This is a genomic window from Peribacillus sp. GL_122, from assembly GCF_057835005.1.
The window spans coordinates 3,846,289-3,860,189 of the sequence record NZ_CM174415.1 but is presented as its reverse complement, the minus strand read 5'-3'; the positions used below and the strand labels follow the sequence as shown (position 1 = coordinate 3,860,189).

Annotated in this window: 18 protein-coding genes; 13 read left to right on the top strand and 5 right to left on the bottom strand. The window is 40.1% G+C overall.

Annotated elements, in window-relative coordinates:
* The first annotated feature begins 24 nt into the window (after positions 1 to 24).
* Together AC3ISB_RS18650 and AC3ISB_RS18645 are read left to right on the top strand one after the other, a co-directional pair.
* Positions 25 to 1,191, top strand: coding sequence for a M14 family metallopeptidase (locus AC3ISB_RS18650; protein WP_141993831.1), 1,167 nt, complete (start codon positions 25 to 27; stop codon positions 1,189 to 1,191).
* Between the two features lie 172 nt (positions 1,192 to 1,363).
* Positions 1,364 to 2,536, top strand: a complete 1,173-nt coding sequence (locus tag AC3ISB_RS18645) for a YqgU-like beta propeller domain-containing protein (RefSeq protein WP_141993832.1) — start codon at positions 1,364 to 1,366, stop codon at positions 2,534 to 2,536.
* Positions 2,537 to 2,577: 41 nt separating this feature from the next.
* On the opposite strand, the gene AC3ISB_RS18640 is transcribed toward AC3ISB_RS18645, so the two are convergent.
* The gene (locus AC3ISB_RS18640; RefSeq protein WP_034308396.1) at positions 2,578 to 2,751 is read right to left on the bottom strand and encodes a DUF2759 domain-containing protein; all 174 of its coding nucleotides are present in this window, start codon (positions 2,749 to 2,751) and stop codon (positions 2,578 to 2,580) included.
* A 233-nt stretch (positions 2,752 to 2,984) separates the two neighbouring features.
* On the opposite strand from AC3ISB_RS18640, the gene AC3ISB_RS18635 reads away from it, so the two are divergent.
* Complete coding sequence (locus AC3ISB_RS18635; protein ID WP_098369813.1) at positions 2,985 to 3,611, top strand: MBL fold metallo-hydrolase; 627 nt, start codon at positions 2,985 to 2,987, stop codon at positions 3,609 to 3,611.
* Positions 3,612 to 4,008: 397 nt separating this feature from the next.
* Positions 4,009 to 5,109 carry a class I SAM-dependent methyltransferase gene (locus tag AC3ISB_RS18630; protein WP_489273813.1) on the top strand — a complete coding sequence of 367 codons (1,101 nt, stop codon included), beginning with the start codon at positions 4,009 to 4,011 and terminating at the stop codon, positions 5,107 to 5,109.
* Positions 5,110 to 5,161: 52 nt separating this feature from the next.
* Here AC3ISB_RS18630 and AC3ISB_RS18625 read toward each other — a convergent pair whose 3' ends face one another.
* Together AC3ISB_RS18625 and AC3ISB_RS18620 are read right to left on the bottom strand one after the other, a co-directional pair.
* Positions 5,162 to 5,404, bottom strand: coding sequence for a DUF2626 domain-containing protein (locus AC3ISB_RS18625; protein ID WP_076365317.1), 243 nt, complete (start codon positions 5,402 to 5,404; stop codon positions 5,162 to 5,164).
* A gap of 85 nt (positions 5,405 to 5,489) precedes the next feature.
* On the bottom strand, positions 5,490 to 6,191 hold the full coding sequence (locus tag AC3ISB_RS18620; RefSeq protein WP_480338647.1) for a helix-turn-helix transcriptional regulator: 702 nt from the start codon (positions 6,189 to 6,191) through the stop codon (positions 5,490 to 5,492).
* Between the two features lie 212 nt (positions 6,192 to 6,403).
* Between AC3ISB_RS18620 and AC3ISB_RS18615 the strand changes: the two genes are divergently transcribed.
* From AC3ISB_RS18615 to AC3ISB_RS18575, 9 genes are all read left to right on the top strand, one after another.
* Positions 6,404 to 6,784 (top strand): Spx/MgsR family RNA polymerase-binding regulatory protein, encoded by a 381-nt coding sequence (locus tag AC3ISB_RS18615; RefSeq protein ID WP_098369816.1) that lies wholly within the window; start codon positions 6,404 to 6,406, stop codon positions 6,782 to 6,784.
* Between the two features lie 104 nt (positions 6,785 to 6,888).
* A complete protein-coding gene (gene comGA / locus AC3ISB_RS18610; RefSeq protein WP_098370095.1) occupies positions 6,889 to 7,965 on the top strand; it encodes a competence type IV pilus ATPase ComGA in 1,077 nt (358 codons plus the stop codon).
* Positions 7,949 to 8,983 (top strand): competence type IV pilus assembly protein ComGB, encoded by a 1,035-nt coding sequence (comGB, locus tag AC3ISB_RS18605; RefSeq protein WP_181762270.1) that lies wholly within the window; start codon positions 7,949 to 7,951, stop codon positions 8,981 to 8,983. Before comGA ends, comGB begins: the two co-directional genes overlap by 17 nt.
* Before the next feature lie 77 nt (positions 8,984 to 9,060).
* Positions 9,061 to 9,372 (top strand): competence type IV pilus major pilin ComGC, encoded by a 312-nt coding sequence (gene comGC, locus AC3ISB_RS18600; RefSeq protein ID WP_063233178.1) that lies wholly within the window; start codon positions 9,061 to 9,063, stop codon positions 9,370 to 9,372.
* Between the two features lie 7 nt (positions 9,373 to 9,379).
* The gene (gene comGD / locus AC3ISB_RS18595) at positions 9,380 to 9,823 is read left to right on the top strand and encodes a competence type IV pilus minor pilin ComGD (protein WP_489273812.1); all 444 of its coding nucleotides are present in this window, start codon (positions 9,380 to 9,382) and stop codon (positions 9,821 to 9,823) included.
* On the top strand, positions 9,810 to 10,148 hold the full coding sequence (locus tag AC3ISB_RS18590) for a hypothetical protein (RefSeq protein WP_489273811.1): 339 nt from the start codon (positions 9,810 to 9,812) through the stop codon (positions 10,146 to 10,148). The genes comGD and AC3ISB_RS18590 overlap by 14 nt, the downstream gene beginning before the upstream one ends.
* Positions 10,096 to 10,575 carry a competence type IV pilus minor pilin ComGF gene (gene comGF, locus AC3ISB_RS18585; RefSeq protein WP_098369820.1) on the top strand — a complete coding sequence of 160 codons (480 nt, stop codon included), beginning with the start codon at positions 10,096 to 10,098 and terminating at the stop codon, positions 10,573 to 10,575. Before AC3ISB_RS18590 ends, comGF begins: the two co-directional genes overlap by 53 nt.
* Positions 10,568 to 10,954, top strand: a complete 387-nt coding sequence (gene comGG / locus AC3ISB_RS18580; RefSeq protein ID WP_179890981.1) for a competence type IV pilus minor pilin ComGG — start codon at positions 10,568 to 10,570, stop codon at positions 10,952 to 10,954. Before comGF ends, comGG begins: the two co-directional genes overlap by 8 nt.
* Before the next feature lie 117 nt (positions 10,955 to 11,071).
* Positions 11,072 to 11,257 (top strand): YqzE family protein, encoded by a 186-nt coding sequence (locus tag AC3ISB_RS18575; RefSeq protein ID WP_063233067.1) that lies wholly within the window; start codon positions 11,072 to 11,074, stop codon positions 11,255 to 11,257.
* Between the two features lie 46 nt (positions 11,258 to 11,303).
* Here the strand turns inward: AC3ISB_RS18575 and AC3ISB_RS18570 are convergent, their stop codons facing one another.
* Both AC3ISB_RS18570 and AC3ISB_RS18565 read right to left on the bottom strand, forming a co-directional pair.
* Positions 11,304 to 12,104, bottom strand: a complete 801-nt coding sequence (locus AC3ISB_RS18570; protein WP_141993838.1) for a YqhG family protein — start codon at positions 12,102 to 12,104, stop codon at positions 11,304 to 11,306.
* Complete coding sequence (locus tag AC3ISB_RS18565; RefSeq protein WP_144526705.1) at positions 12,082 to 13,770, bottom strand: DEAD/DEAH box helicase; 1,689 nt, start codon at positions 13,768 to 13,770, stop codon at positions 12,082 to 12,084. Before AC3ISB_RS18565 ends, AC3ISB_RS18570 begins: the two co-directional genes overlap by 23 nt.
* Positions 13,771 to 13,901 lie beyond the last annotated feature (131 nt).

The following is a 13,901-nucleotide window of genomic DNA, read 5'->3' as shown; positions in this document are numbered from 1 at the left end:
AACAATGAAAGGGGCGGAGGCTGAATGAAAGTTGTGAGCAGAGGCGGGGATGATTTGGCATATTACAGTCAATTGTTTCAAATTCCTCGGGTTTTGATTGAGGATGCCAATCCTGCCATTACTGGCGGGGTTTTGCCAAATGGCATGGAAGTACAGATACCTGGGTACATTGTTCAGGAAGAGTCCCGGTTAGATATCGATTTTGCCGAAATCGCTTTACAATATCACCTGCCCATCGATGGGATAATATTATTGAATCAAGATGGACAAAAACCTTTTTCCGTACCCGTCCGGGTGATGAATCCCATGATTGTCACCGACAAGCCCTATGAATATCAATCACTTCTTGACGATCTTGATATTCTATCTTTTCATTACCCCTTTATTAAGGTTGAATCGATCGGGAGGAGTGTATTGGGAAAAGAACTACTTGAGGTAAGAATCGGTCAAGGTGAAAAGATCATACATTATAACGGTTCATTCCATGCTAATGAATGGATCACTACGGCTGTTTTGATGAAATGGCTGAACGATTTTCTGCTGGCGGTAACGAATGATCGTACACTATGTGGAATGGATTGTATGCCCTTCTATCGGGATATGACCATTTCGATGGTTCCAATGGTGAATCCGGATGGAGTCGATCTTGTCCTAAAGGGGGAGGAGGCGGCTGAGGGGAAGGTTGATGTTTTAAAAATAAATAATGGTAATCCTGCTTTTTATGCTTGGAAAGCCAATATCCGCGGTGTAGACCTGAATAATCAATATCCTGCCAATTGGGAGATTGAAAAGCGCAGAAAGATTCCAAAAGCCCCTGCTCCGAGGGATTTTCCAGGAGAGACCGCGCTATCAGAACCAGAAGCATTGGCCATGAAGGAGCTGGCAATAAGACGGAATTTTGAAAGAGTGCTTGCACTTCACACCCAGGGAAAAGAATTCTATTGGGGATATGAGGGCCATGAACCTGAACAGGCAGCGAATGTTGCGAAGGAGTTCGAGGAGCGCAGCGGATATCGGGCCGTACAATATGTTGACAGCCATGCCGGGTATAAAGATTGGTTCATTCAGGAATTTAAACGCGGCGGATTCACAATCGAACTGGGAAAGGGCATCAATCCGCTTCCGCTATCCCATTTGCCTGGTATATATGAAGATTCTGTCAAGATTTTGATGGCAGGCCTATATATGTGATGCATCCCCCTAAGGAATATACTTCCAAAAAAATATAAGATCATTATCCGCCACATTTTCTCTTTTTTACTTTATAATGAAAGAGAGTAAGGATTCGATTGGTCTGTCCTTACTCTCTTTCTAATGTCTCGCTCACATATGCCAGGCGTTTTAGTTTTGAAGTGGGAGGTGTGTGGAGATTAAAGTATCCAAAGCAGCACTTTGTATGCGGCTTTCCATTTGTAAGATGTTGTGTTTCGTCCCATTATTTATCTCCACTATCCTTCTTATCTCGGCTTGTGAGCCTTCCAAGGACCTTAGTAAACCCGTAAATGATACGGAAAAAGAACACTCCCAATCTAACCTGGAAACTTCAGTAAGCAATTTAAAGGTCCCGACTGCAGAAACGGAAAAAATCGAAGCCATTTTTGGATGGCTGGATTCAAAAACCATTTTATATTCTGTGAAGCGGGATGGTAATGAATTATCCCAGTTGATGGCATGGAATTTGGAAACGAATGATACTTCCGTTTTCTATCAGCCGGCTTTTGCGTTTTCTGAAGTATCGATCAGTCCGTCTGGTAAGCATATCTTGTTATCGTCCTTCACCTCTTCGGATAAAGCATCAATCACAATACTCGATAAAACGGGAAATCCATTGTATTCCGTGGCGATCCCAGCCTATGAATTAGCTTATGAGTGGAATTCATTTAAAGATGGCCAGTTGTTTGTATCGAGTTTTTATGAAGATTGGACATACAGCAGTTATGTATTGAATCCAGATGAACAAACTATGGAAACTCTGGACTTTCCGCAGCCCTTTGCTCAATGGGCAAGTGAAAATGAATTGATGTTTCTGGATTGGGACAAGGAAGAACCTGCTTTGACCGCTCCCCTAGAAAGAAAAGCGCTGAATGAGGATGGAGCGGACAGTCTTATGCTCGATGTCATTCACTTTAAAAAGATAAAACAAGCGCTGATGACAATTCAAGTGGAGACAGAAAAACAAGATCGGGGTACATATGCATTTTATGATTCTACAAACAAGCCGATCCACTCTTTTTCCGTGCCGCTATTGAAAAGCTTTTCAGATTGGGTGATTCCATCCTATGATTTCATTGAAAAAAATAAGGAATTCATAACGTTCATTCCTAATGAATCAAAAGATGCGGACCAATATGAGGGAAGGTTTACCTTAACTAAATTAAATTGGGAAAAAGGCACACAAGAAGAATTGATGAAGGACATGGAAAATGAACCATTAAGCTGTTCGCTTGATGGCAACTTCTGCTTATATGGATATCAATTTGAGAAAATCATTGATATGAAAACCCATCAAATACAAAGATTGTTCAAACAAACATGATGACCTAAAACAAAAGCTCGCCGGATGGCGAGCTTTTTTCTTCAATGGGCAACAGGAAAACCGCTGTTGATGACAGTCATGACAGTGAACCAGCCAAACACTACTGCACTGCCGGCTGCAAAAATGAATCCTAAGAAGTTTCTCTTTTTTAATGAGGTAAACACAGCTGCTACTCCTAATATAGCCACAAGTCCGAAAACAACCATTAATATCATGTCAAAACCCCCTTTTTACGTAATGAATAACTAATCCCTAATAATATACCCAGAGAATAAAGCAACTACCAAAAATATGTAGAAAAGATTGCATTTGTTAATATCTTAATATTTTTTCAATTATTTGTCGAGGTTTAATAGATGACACTTCTATGACTTGAGTAAACTGGATTAACATTAGCAGCTTAATTAGTGTAAGATGAAGATAGAAAATCATATTGGAGTTGATGGAAATGAAATGGAAACAAATTCCTCTAGGCCCGCTGCAAACGAATTGTTATGTAGTTTCCGATGGACAGGATTGCATCATTTTCGATCCGGGTGAAGAGCCACAGAAAATCATACAGTACATACAAACAAAAAATTTAAAGCCTTTGGCGATTTTATTGACACATGCACATTTTGACCATATCGGTGCTCTTGATGCTATTCGGGATCATTATGGGATACCTGCATATATTCATGAAAAAGAGGCCAAGTGGCTGCTTGATCCCGCGTTGAATGGTTCCCAAAACTGGTTCCCTGAAAATCCGATGCGAATGAAGCCTGCCGATCACATCCTGGCAAATGAGCAGGAGCTCACTATTGGAGGATTCACTTTCGAAGTATTCGAAACTCCCGGACACTCACCAGGGAGCGTTTCGTATTATGTGAAGGAAGAACGTCTCCTCTTTTCAGGGGACGTCTTGTTCCAAGGAAGCGTTGGCAGAACCGATTTAATAGGCGGAAGCGAGGCAGTGCTGTTAAATAGCATTGAAACGAAGCTGCTGACACTTTCTGATGATGCTATCGTTTTTCCTGGTCATGGGCCTGTCACGACCATTTTGGATGAAAAGAATACTAATCCCTTTTTGAGATAATGACTTTTGCAGGTGCCATATGGCACCTGTTTTATTTTTAGACTTTATAATGTAAAAATATTGAAATGGGTAATTTCCACAACTATACTGAATATAAAAAACGTTTTGACACTCACTTTTAAAAGGCTTAAAGAAATTTCCGGGGTCTTCCTTGTGTGGATGACTCTTCTGATTCAGCTCTGAAGTAAGATGCATATTTTAATATTTGCTGGAAGCATTCATTTTTTTATGGTGGCACTCTTAAGAACTTTGATATGAAAAATTGAACATTTTGTGAACCTTAAATTTGTTTTCGTGTATGATTGTCGATAAAAAAACTTATTTATGTGTTTTATTAAGAAAAAGGAAAGTTTAATTTTCAATATGATGGAAGATCATGGAGACGGAGGCTATTGTGTTGAAAAATCACTTGAAGGAATTGGTTGCAGGAAGCCCCCAAAAAAGAATTTCCTATCAGGACTATATGGATGCTGTTTTATATACGCCAAAAATAGGCTACTATGCACGCGCAAAAGAGAAAATTGGCTCAAGAGGGGATTTTTATACGTCTGGCAATGTTGGGGATGCATTTGGGAGATCACTGGCCAGGTGGTTCGTTTATTTGATAAAAAGGTGCGGAGTTTCACCAAGAATCATCGAGGTCGGCGCAGGGGACGGTAAGCTGGCTTATGACATCCTCGTTTTCATAAAAGAAATGGAACCGCAGATATGGGACTCTCTGACTTATATCCTTGTGGATGGCAGTCCATTTCATAGAAAGGTTCAGCAAGAACGTATAGGGATGTTCAAACAGGCTGTTTCTGCCGCCAGTTTAGAAAAATGGACGAATGTAAATGGAATCGTCTTTTCAAATGAACTTTTCGACGCGTTGCCTGTACATGTTATTGAAAAGTATAAGGGAGCCCTGGTAGAGGTATTCGTCACTGAAAAGGAAGGCGATTTGGTAGAAGTGAGGGAACCTTTGGACAACCCTGACATTCTATCTTACCTTACAGAACGAAATATCACCTTAAATGAAAAACAACGATATGAAGTTCCGCTAAAAATGGTCCGTGAATATGAGAAGATCGTTTCCTGTATCGAATCGGGTATTCTCCTTACGATTGATTATGGCTATACCGAAAGGGAATGGAAGGAGCCAGCACATCTTCAAGGGAGCTTGAGGGGCTATTATCAGCATCAAATGATTAAAGATGCGCTTATGTATCCTGGTGATATGGATTTGACGACACATATCCATTTTGACACATTAATCGAGATTGGAAAAAGGAAGGAACTTTCCAATCAGGGGCTATTCCTTCAAAATGAATTCTTGCTTAAAGCAGGGATACTAGAGGAATTGAAGGACCATCAAGGAACTGATCCATTCTCGAAAACGGCAAAGCGTAATCGTGCAATTCGGGGGCTAATTGTTCCAGGGGGATTTAGTGAACATTTCAAAGTGCTGCTTCAATCGAAGAATTTAGCAGAAGATGTGAGGATCTTTCCTGAATGGTGACAAGTAAAAACCCATGAATAAAAATTCATGGGTTATGTAATATTGCTTGTTCTTAATGCGCAGTACCCGGAGTCATCATAAATACGCTCCAGTAGGAAAATCCTGCAAAGAAAACGGTAAGATAGGCGCCGAAAACATAAATATACATGCGCTCAGATAATTTCAAATAACTTAAAAGTACAAAAAAGATCGTTTGTGCAAAGAAAAGCAAAGACGTTTGATGCATATGGCCAAGATAAAAGAAAATTGCCATAATTCCTGTCCAAAATCCACATACTCTGAACATGCGTTCCACCCGAATCCCTCCTTATGTCTAGACGTGTACATTCTAAATAATTATAAATGAAATTGTAAGGTAATGTAAAGGATGCCTTTTGTTTCTATGTGAGAACCGAAGCCTGGTATGAGCATGTTGCACAATTGGACATCATATTTTCTATTTCCACAATATTGACATTCTCAAACAAGGCTTCGAACATACCTTCTAAAAATGAATTGTGCATGGAGCAGATTGTTCTTGGCTCCACTTCAGCAACTTCCTTAAACGGGCAATTGAAGATACGGAAGTATATTTTATTTTCTTCTTCGCTTGCTTGTATTTCAGGAGATAACCCTGCGATCGTAGCCGCATTTTTAAGCATATTGACCTTTTCCCCAAAACCAAGTCGATCGATCGATGTCGAATTCAGGGCTAGTTGCTGATTGATCAATTCCTCCCCGAATACTTTTCCCGTTTCATAAAGTGCCTGTTTTCCTTGTTCCCCTAATGTCATCATCGTCTGGATGGCAATCCTTGAAAGCAGCTGATAGTTCCTATATGGAAAATGAAGTTGAATGACTTTATCAGATAATCGATAAAGTCTGCTGGGACGACCGCCTTTCCCCGTCTTTCGGGCATCCGAGGTCAACATATCGATATCCTCAAGTTTTGACAAATGCAGACGGGCAACATTTGGATGGATGTTAAAAGAATCGGCGATTTGCTGTACCGATACATCACCATGCTTGTTCACAATATGCTGATATATATAATATCTGGTGGGATCAGCTAACACGTTTGTTATTTTTAACGTTTGTTCCATTACACCCTCCTGTTTCCATAGTTTAACTATGTCCATTATAATGCAGGCTGAAAAAAATGGAATAAGAGAAAGGGCAAACTCCTTTTAGTTTAAAAAATGTTCACAAATAAAGCGGCTTAATAAGCAAAAATATATACAATAATTGTACAAATATTATACAATTATTATATAGATTATTAATGTATACAAAATGTGAACGGGGAGTGATTAGTATGGCACAGTTAACTTTCTTTTCGTATCCAAGTTGTACATCTTGCCGCAAAACAAAAAAATGGTTAAGGGCCAATCAAGTTTCCTTCGATGAGCGACATTTATTCAGAGAGACTCCAACTGTAGCAGAGTTAAAAAGAATTCTTGAATTGACATCTGAAGGGCTTGATGAAGTCTTAGCAACAAGAAGTGAAGCATACAAAGACTTACAAGTTAATATTGACGAAATGATGCTATCTGATGTAATCCAATTATTAACAAAAGAACCGAAGTTATTAAGAAGGCCCATTCTCATAGACGGGCAAAAACTGGTGATTGGTCATAATGTAGACGCATTAAGAAATTTGGTTTCCAAAAGGCTTGATTTGAAAATGAGCATGTGAGATGATTCTCGAAATTTCTTTCGGGAATTTTTTTTTTCTGAAGCAGGAATTTGTCGTGGATTGTCGAATCCATACAACAAGAATCATAGGAGGTGATGAATGAATTGATATCGATTGAAAAGACCGCAGAAAAAATACTGACCCGTGCTGTACAGGAATCGGCATCGGATATCCACATTTTTTTTCGCAAGGAGGGACCTCTCATCCAATTCAGGATAGACAATAAGCTTGTTCCAAAGGAAACATTATCATTCTTTGAAGCAGAGAGGCTGATCGCTCATTTGAAGTTCCTTGCCTCGATGGATATAGGGGAGAAAAGGAGGCCCCAGAGTGGTGCCATCACCATCAATTTGGCCAACCAGGTGGTCGGACTCCGCCTTTCCACTTTACCCACTGCCCATCTCGAAAGTTTGGTCATCCGCTTAATACCCCAACAGAATATCCTTCCTCTAGAACAGTTATCCTTATTTCCAAGCACCGTTCAAAAATTGATTGCTCTCCTGAAGCATTCCCATGGCATGCTCATATTTACCGGCCCGACTGGCAGTGGAAAAACCACGACACTATATTCCCTGCTTCACCATGCCCATGAGATGATCAATCGAAATATTATTACACTTGAAGATCCCATTGAAAATGTATCCGAAAAGGTATTGCAAGTCCAAATCAATGAAAAGGCGGGCGTTACGTATTCTGTCGGTCTAAAAGCTGTTCTGAGGCATGACCCTGACGTGATCATGGTTGGGGAAGTCAGAGATGCAGAAACCGCCAAAATCGCAGTGCGTGCCGCATTGACCGGTCATTTGATACTTACAACCATGCATACCAGGGACGCCCAGGGCGCCATCTCCAGGTTACTGGAATTTGGTGTCAGCCTGCTTGAGGTTGAACAGAGTTTGATTGGCGTGACAGCACAGCGGCTGGTTGAATTGCGATGTCTTCCATGTAAAGGGGACTGTGATTTAGCTTGCAAAATGACTGCCAGGAATAAAAGGGCAAGTGTATATGAATTGCTATATGGAAAAAGCCTGGCTGAGGTTCTCCGGATAATGGGAGATGAAAAAGGAAAGGCAACGGTCAGCTACCGCCAATTGAAGGATGAAATCGGAAAAGCGGTTGCGATGGGCTATGTGGATTCCGGGGAATATGAACGGCTGGTATACGATGAAACCAAAAAGTAAATGGAAGGTAAAAGAGCAGGCGGTCTTTATTTCGAAGCTAGGTGAATTATTGAATCATGGTTATCCTTTGGCGGACGCTTTACATTTTCTTGAGTTTCAGGAATCAAAGAAGAAAGCGGAAGACTTCACTCAGGCTAAAGCCGATTTAAGGAACGGTTACCCGTTGCACATGGTGCTGACCCATCTTGGTTTTCATCCGCAGCTTGTAAGTTATATATTTTATGGAGAACAATATGGCGACCTGGAACGGGCGTTGAAAGAAGGAGGGCGATATTGGAAGAAAAGAACCGAGGATATGGATAAAGTAAAAAAGTTAATGGTGTATCCCGTATTCTTAGTCTTTTTTGTAAGCATTGTTTTTTATATTCTTCAGAGTGTTCTCCTACCCAAATTCCAGACAATCTATTTCACGATGGATGTCGATCAGCACACACTCTTAAAATTAATGGCAGCCTCCACATTCATTCTTCCAGCACTCCCCTTCTTTTTACTCGGATTGCTCCTATTCTTGTATATACTCAAACGATTTTGGTTTAACGGATTGTGCCCATTAAGGCAGCGAAGGATTTTGATGAGAATTCCGATATTCGGGACCTTCATCAAATTATACGAAACTTATTTTTTTGCTAGCCAATTCAGTGGCTTACTTTCCGGAGGGCTATCGATAAACGATAGCATCAAATTATTCTCGATAAATCAACAGCAGCCTTTTTACCAAAAACTATGCAATATCATTAAGGATGATTTGATCGAGGGCAGATCACTTGAAATGATTTTTCGGGAGCTCCCATATTTTGATGGGAATTTACCGGTGGTCGCTGCAAATGGTCAAAAATACGGCAGACTTGATGCGGAGCTGCTTCATTACAGTCGTTTTTTACTGGAGAAAATTGAAGAGAGAATGAATGCAATCTTGAAAATCATTCAGCCTCTTATGTTCTCACTTATAGGTCTTTTGATTGTATCCATTTATTTGGCAGTTTTGCTGCCGATGTTCTCACTGCTCGAAGGTATATAGGATTTCATTTTTGTATTCCGGAGGTGAAAATGCTCGAAGGTCATCTGGTATTCAGATGGTTTCAGGAGCATGATGATATGTTGAAGAAAGTGATGAATGAACGTGGTTTTACATTAATTGAAATGCTTATTGTTTTATTGGTAATATCCATCCTATTGATTATAACGATCCCCAATATCACGAAGAACCAATCTACGATTCAGTCTAAAGGATGTGAAGCATTCGTGAAGATGGCCCAAGCGCAGGTACAGGCTTATGAGATCGACAATGCTAAACTGCCCGGAAGTATTGGTGAGTTGGAAAGTCAAGGCTATCTCAAACAGACATCTTGTCCTAATGGGGATGATATTAGTTTGGATAGTAAAGGAAAGATAACGGTCGTTGAGTAGGAGAGAAGTGAATATACGGCATTCCAATGGGGGGTATACACTATCTGAAACCCTCATTGTTCTCGTTATTTTTGTACTCCTGATTTCCGTCGGTCCTAATCTATATCCTAGCTTCACCAAAGGAATGGAAAATAGGCTATTCCTTTCTCAATTCCATGAAGATCTTTTCTATGCACAACAGTATGCCATCAGTCATGAGAGCTTGATTTACCTCCATATTGATAATACCAAAAAGGTTTATACCGTTTCGTCTTATAAGGAGGGGATCGTTTTAGAAAGAATCATTCCAGAGGATATACAGTTTTTAAGTGGCACTTTGGGGTTCAGCTTTCATTTTAATCAGTATGGAAATGCTTCAAAAGCCGGAACGATTATGATTGACACCTCAAAGGGAAAGTACAAGCTGATCCTCAATATCGGTAAAGGGAGGTTCAGGATTGAGAAATTGTAAAGGTTACGTCTACCTTGAGCTGATAGCCGCATTTGCCGTTTGTATATTCCTGGTCCTTGCCATTTTACCCATTCTTGAAGAGTTATTGATGGATCGGAAAGATATTGCCGTAAGGACAGAAGCCCACCATTTATTATATGAAAGATTGACGGCGTTCATGGATGGGGAGATACAAGCAGTTGGTCAGGAAATCATTTACAAAAAAAAATCCTATGAATTGGTTTGGAAGGACCATGGGGATTTCCCGGGGATGATTGAAGGGTGTGTACGTTATGAAGATGAATCGGGTAATCTGGAATCCATTTGTGATGCTGCGAAAAAATGATGGCTTTACGATGATCGAAATGCTTTTTTCTTTAATGATTTTAATGACTACGTCCCTTTTTGTTCTACAGCTTTTTTCTATCATTCACACCCAAATGGGGTCCGTTGATAAATTGCATCCTAAAGAGTGGGAGGTCTTTACCATGCAAATGAAGCAGGAGGTCCGGAGTTCCAAAGTTCAGGATGTAATGGGAAATAAATTATTTTTGCTTTCAGGTGAGCAATTATCATCGTTTGAACAATATGAAGATAAGGTCCGAAGACGAGTGAATGGAATGGGGCATGAGGTCATCTTGCAGAACATTTCGGAATTCCGGGTTGAAAAGGATGGCGGTGTCATTGTTATAAATATAACGGATAAAGCAGGAACTACTTTCAGTCGAAGATTTCACCCTTTCATAAGGAATGTTACGAAAGTCGATGAATAATCAAAAAGGAGTCGTTTTCCCGATGGTCATGATTGTAGCGAGTGTTTTCATCATGTTCACGATACTAATGATAGACCAGTTTATCATTGATAAAAAGTTTTATAAAGAAGTGGAAGAGTCGCTTGTGGCCGACCATCTTGTCCATCTAGCCATCATGGATGTGACGGCAGAGTGGGGCGAAGAAATCCCAAAAATCATCCAGGGGGAAATTTCATATCCCAATGGTGTGGTGCGGTATTCCTTGATGAAACAAGAAGGTCCTTACGTATATATCGAGTTTTCTTCCACGACTAAAAATGATCGCGAGGGCAGGGTCATCATTCAATACGATAAAGAAGCGGGGAAAGTGAAAGAATGGTTGGAAAAGCAAGCTGGCTAATGCGCATAATCAACACTCTTTTAAAACGGAACGCGACAGGTTCACGTGTTCAGGGAACAAGCGAAGGAATAAAAGGAGTGTAAAACGGGCATACTTTGCATAGGGTGATGATTTTATATGTCTACAAACGCTTATATTAAATATCTGACGCAGCAGCTTGTCGAGTATTTTAATCTGACGAAAAAAGAACGAAAAGAAAAGCGCCGTCACAGAAAAGAGGATAAAAATCATGGTATGTCCCATTGGTTTGGCATTGTCCCTTTTGCTTTGTCGATGTTCGTAAGGAAAAATATCAAAAAGTGAAACAGATGTCCCGAACTTAGGACATCTGTTTCTTTTCGTTCTTTAATTATCCCAACGCCCTATCTGAAAGGTAAAATAATCCTCCGTTGATGATGGATATTCTGATGTTGGGTTCATATTGAGCTTTTAGTGCTTCTTTCTCGGTATAATAACTCTCACTTTTTTCGTCCATATCTTTGTAAAAATGCTCCAATAAATTCAAATCATTCTGCCAGCGCAGCATTGCTTCTTCCGCCCAAGAATGGTCATCATCCTCGAAACTGGTCCTGATGTATGTATCCAGTCTTGCCAATCCACTCTTGGGCATGATCAAAGGTGAAAGCGTAAAGGAGTAATCCGGTATTTTTGGGGTAACCTTTATCGGTAAAACCCGATGGTGAAACTTTTCCATGATCTCACCTGAGATTAGATTCAGTCCTATCGACATGAAAGTATCTTTTTTACGGTCGCATTGATAGGATATTTTCACATTCAGAGTCAGCCAAGGAAACAAAGGATTATTTCCGCCGCCTTTTGATGGAGGAGTATCCTCAAAAAGTCTAGTATACCCTGCCAGCTTTTTGGTTGATTGAATAATCTGATGAAGGCGTGGGGAGCCAAAATGAATCATTTCTCCCTTTAAATCGGATGGAGCTTGTTCTGGATCGGTAATGAAAGTCATCTGTGCTGGGTTCGGAACGCCACCTGTTTTTTCTAGATAATGCCAGTAAAAGGGTCTGTTCATTAATTCTTTATCCATTTCAATCGTCAATTGGACTGTAAGGTGGGTTGGTGCATTATCCAGTATTTCACAATCGTTGGCCTTAAAAAAAGTTATTAAAAAATCATGAATTTCCCGTTGCTGCATGAACCTCACCTTCCTTCATTGATTGAGCGAATTGGATTAACGATGAAAAATTATCCATCTTGATCTTCATTTCGCCCTCTGTTTTGGACTCGCCGACCACATCAATTAAATATTCTTCAATGTTGTTAATATCCAGTTTGGTTAGAATATCATCCAATTCTCCAATTACTTTTTCAAATAAATTTATTTTTTCGTATAGTAACTTCAGAATATGTTCTTCTACTGTATTTTTCGTGGCAAAGTTATAAATCATCACATCTTCTTCCTGACCAAGGCGGTGAATCCGTCCAATTCTCTGTTCGAGCCTCATGGGGTTCCATGGCAGGTCAAAATTAATCAAGTGATGGCAAAACTGAAGGTTTATCCCTTCCCCGCCAGCTTCTGTTGCTATTAATACCTGTATATTCTTTTGGAATAATTCCCGCATCCAGTCTTTCTTTCCGCGCTTAAAACCGCCTCGGAAGGGAACCGAAGAAATTCCATTCTGCTGTAGGTACCATTGGAGATATAGCTGAGTCGCCCGGTATTCGGTAAAGATAATCACTTTGTCATCAATTTTCTTGATCAGTTCCAGTGCTTTTTCAGCCTTGGAGTTCTGAACTGTTTCATTCACTTTAGAAAATAAATCATCAAGCTTTGCCAAAAAGTCAGGGGAAGGCTGATCATATTTTTCTTTCATATTCTTTAATGTATAAAAGACCGCCTCTCTGCTGCTGCATGCTTCCCTTTGGAGAGTGAGAGCCGAAAAGGCGCTTCCTTTTGATCCATCCGAAATAGGCTTGAATTTGGAAACAGCATCGTACAATGCCTGTTCCGTTGGAGAAAATTCAATGGTGATGGTTTCCACATGCCGTTTTGTCCATTCAATGCCAGTATCGGCCCGCCGGTTTCGAATCATGACAGTATTGACCAGTTCCTTTAGGTGTTCATCTTCAATGATGTTCCGGCCTTTCCCTTTATACTTTTCCGAAAAGAGTGAGGCATTTCCCAAGTGGCCCGGTTTCAATAACGAAACGAGGTGAAAAATCTCCTCGACTTTATTTTGAATCGGAGTGGCTGTCAGGAGTAAACAAAATTTCTTTTTCAGATTTTGGACGAATTCATAGTTCTTCGTCTTATTGTTTTTAAGTTTATGAGCTTCATCAATAATGATGAAGTCATATTCCTGAGTAAAAATGATATCTCGATGTGGAGCGCGTTTCGCTGTATCAATGGATGAAATGACCACATCACAGGAGTCCCAAACATAACTTTTTCTCTGAACGACTGCCGGTATATGAAACTTGGTATTCAATTCAAAAGCCCATTGTGTGACAAGGGAGGCTGGAACAAGGATCAATACTTTTTTTACAAGGCCCCTAATCATATACTCTTTTAGGATCAAGCCTGCTTCAATTGTTTTTCCGAGCCCCACCTCATCAGCTAAAATGGCCTTTCCATTCATCTTTTCCACCACTTGCTTGGCTGCTTCCAATTGATGGGGAAGCGGGGTTAACTGCGGAAGGTGCTTGGGCGCCTGTAAACCTTCAAAATCAGGGATGATAAGATTTTCCTCCATTTGAACCGCCAACTTATAAAGCTCCCAATTTCCCCATGGACCGTCATTTTCCATTTTTTGCAGAAACTCGTCATTCCATTCAGAATTGAAGGATATATTGATTTTCATAGAAATAACTCCCTCTTAAATCATAATTTCCTTAATAAAAGGTCAAAACCCGAACATTTCGTATGTGAAGTAAGAAAAATATTTCTTTTCAAAAGATATTGCAGAGATAAGTTTCTTAGGGTAGGATATAA

Bases quoted from the DNA above. Each gene is read 5' to 3' on its own strand.
- AC3ISB_RS18615 (WP_098369816.1), top strand. From the start codon at position 6,404: ATGGCACAGTTAACTTTCTTTTCGTATCCAAGTTGTACATCTTGCCGC.
- AC3ISB_RS18620 (WP_480338647.1), bottom strand. From the start codon at position 6,191: ATGGAACAAACGTTAAAAATAACAAACGTGTTAGCTGATCCCACCAGA.
- comGG (WP_179890981.1), top strand. From the start codon at position 10,568: ATGAATAATCAAAAAGGAGTCGTTTTCCCGATGGTCATGATTGTAGCG.
- comGC (WP_063233178.1), top strand. From the start codon at position 9,061: ATGTTGAAGAAAGTGATGAATGAACGTGGTTTTACATTAATTGAAATG.
- AC3ISB_RS18570 (WP_141993838.1), bottom strand. From the start codon at position 12,104: ATGCAGCAACGGGAAATTCATGATTTTTTAATAACTTTTTTTAAGGCC.
- AC3ISB_RS18575 (WP_063233067.1), top strand. From the start codon at position 11,072: ATGTCTACAAACGCTTATATTAAATATCTGACGCAGCAGCTTGTCGAG.
- comGF (WP_098369820.1), top strand. From the start codon at position 10,096: ATGAAGATGAATCGGGTAATCTGGAATCCATTTGTGATGCTGCGAAAA.
- AC3ISB_RS18565 (WP_144526705.1), bottom strand. From the start codon at position 13,770: ATGAAAATCAATATATCCTTCAATTCTGAATGGAATGACGAGTTTCTG.
- AC3ISB_RS18635 (WP_098369813.1), top strand. From the start codon at position 2,985: ATGAAATGGAAACAAATTCCTCTAGGCCCGCTGCAAACGAATTGTTAT.
- AC3ISB_RS18650 (WP_141993831.1), top strand. From the start codon at position 25: ATGAAAGTTGTGAGCAGAGGCGGGGATGATTTGGCATATTACAGTCAA.
- comGB (WP_181762270.1), top strand. From the start codon at position 7,949: ATGAAACCAAAAAGTAAATGGAAGGTAAAAGAGCAGGCGGTCTTTATT.
- AC3ISB_RS18640 (WP_034308396.1), bottom strand. From the start codon at position 2,751: ATGATATTAATGGTTGTTTTCGGACTTGTGGCTATATTAGGAGTAGCA.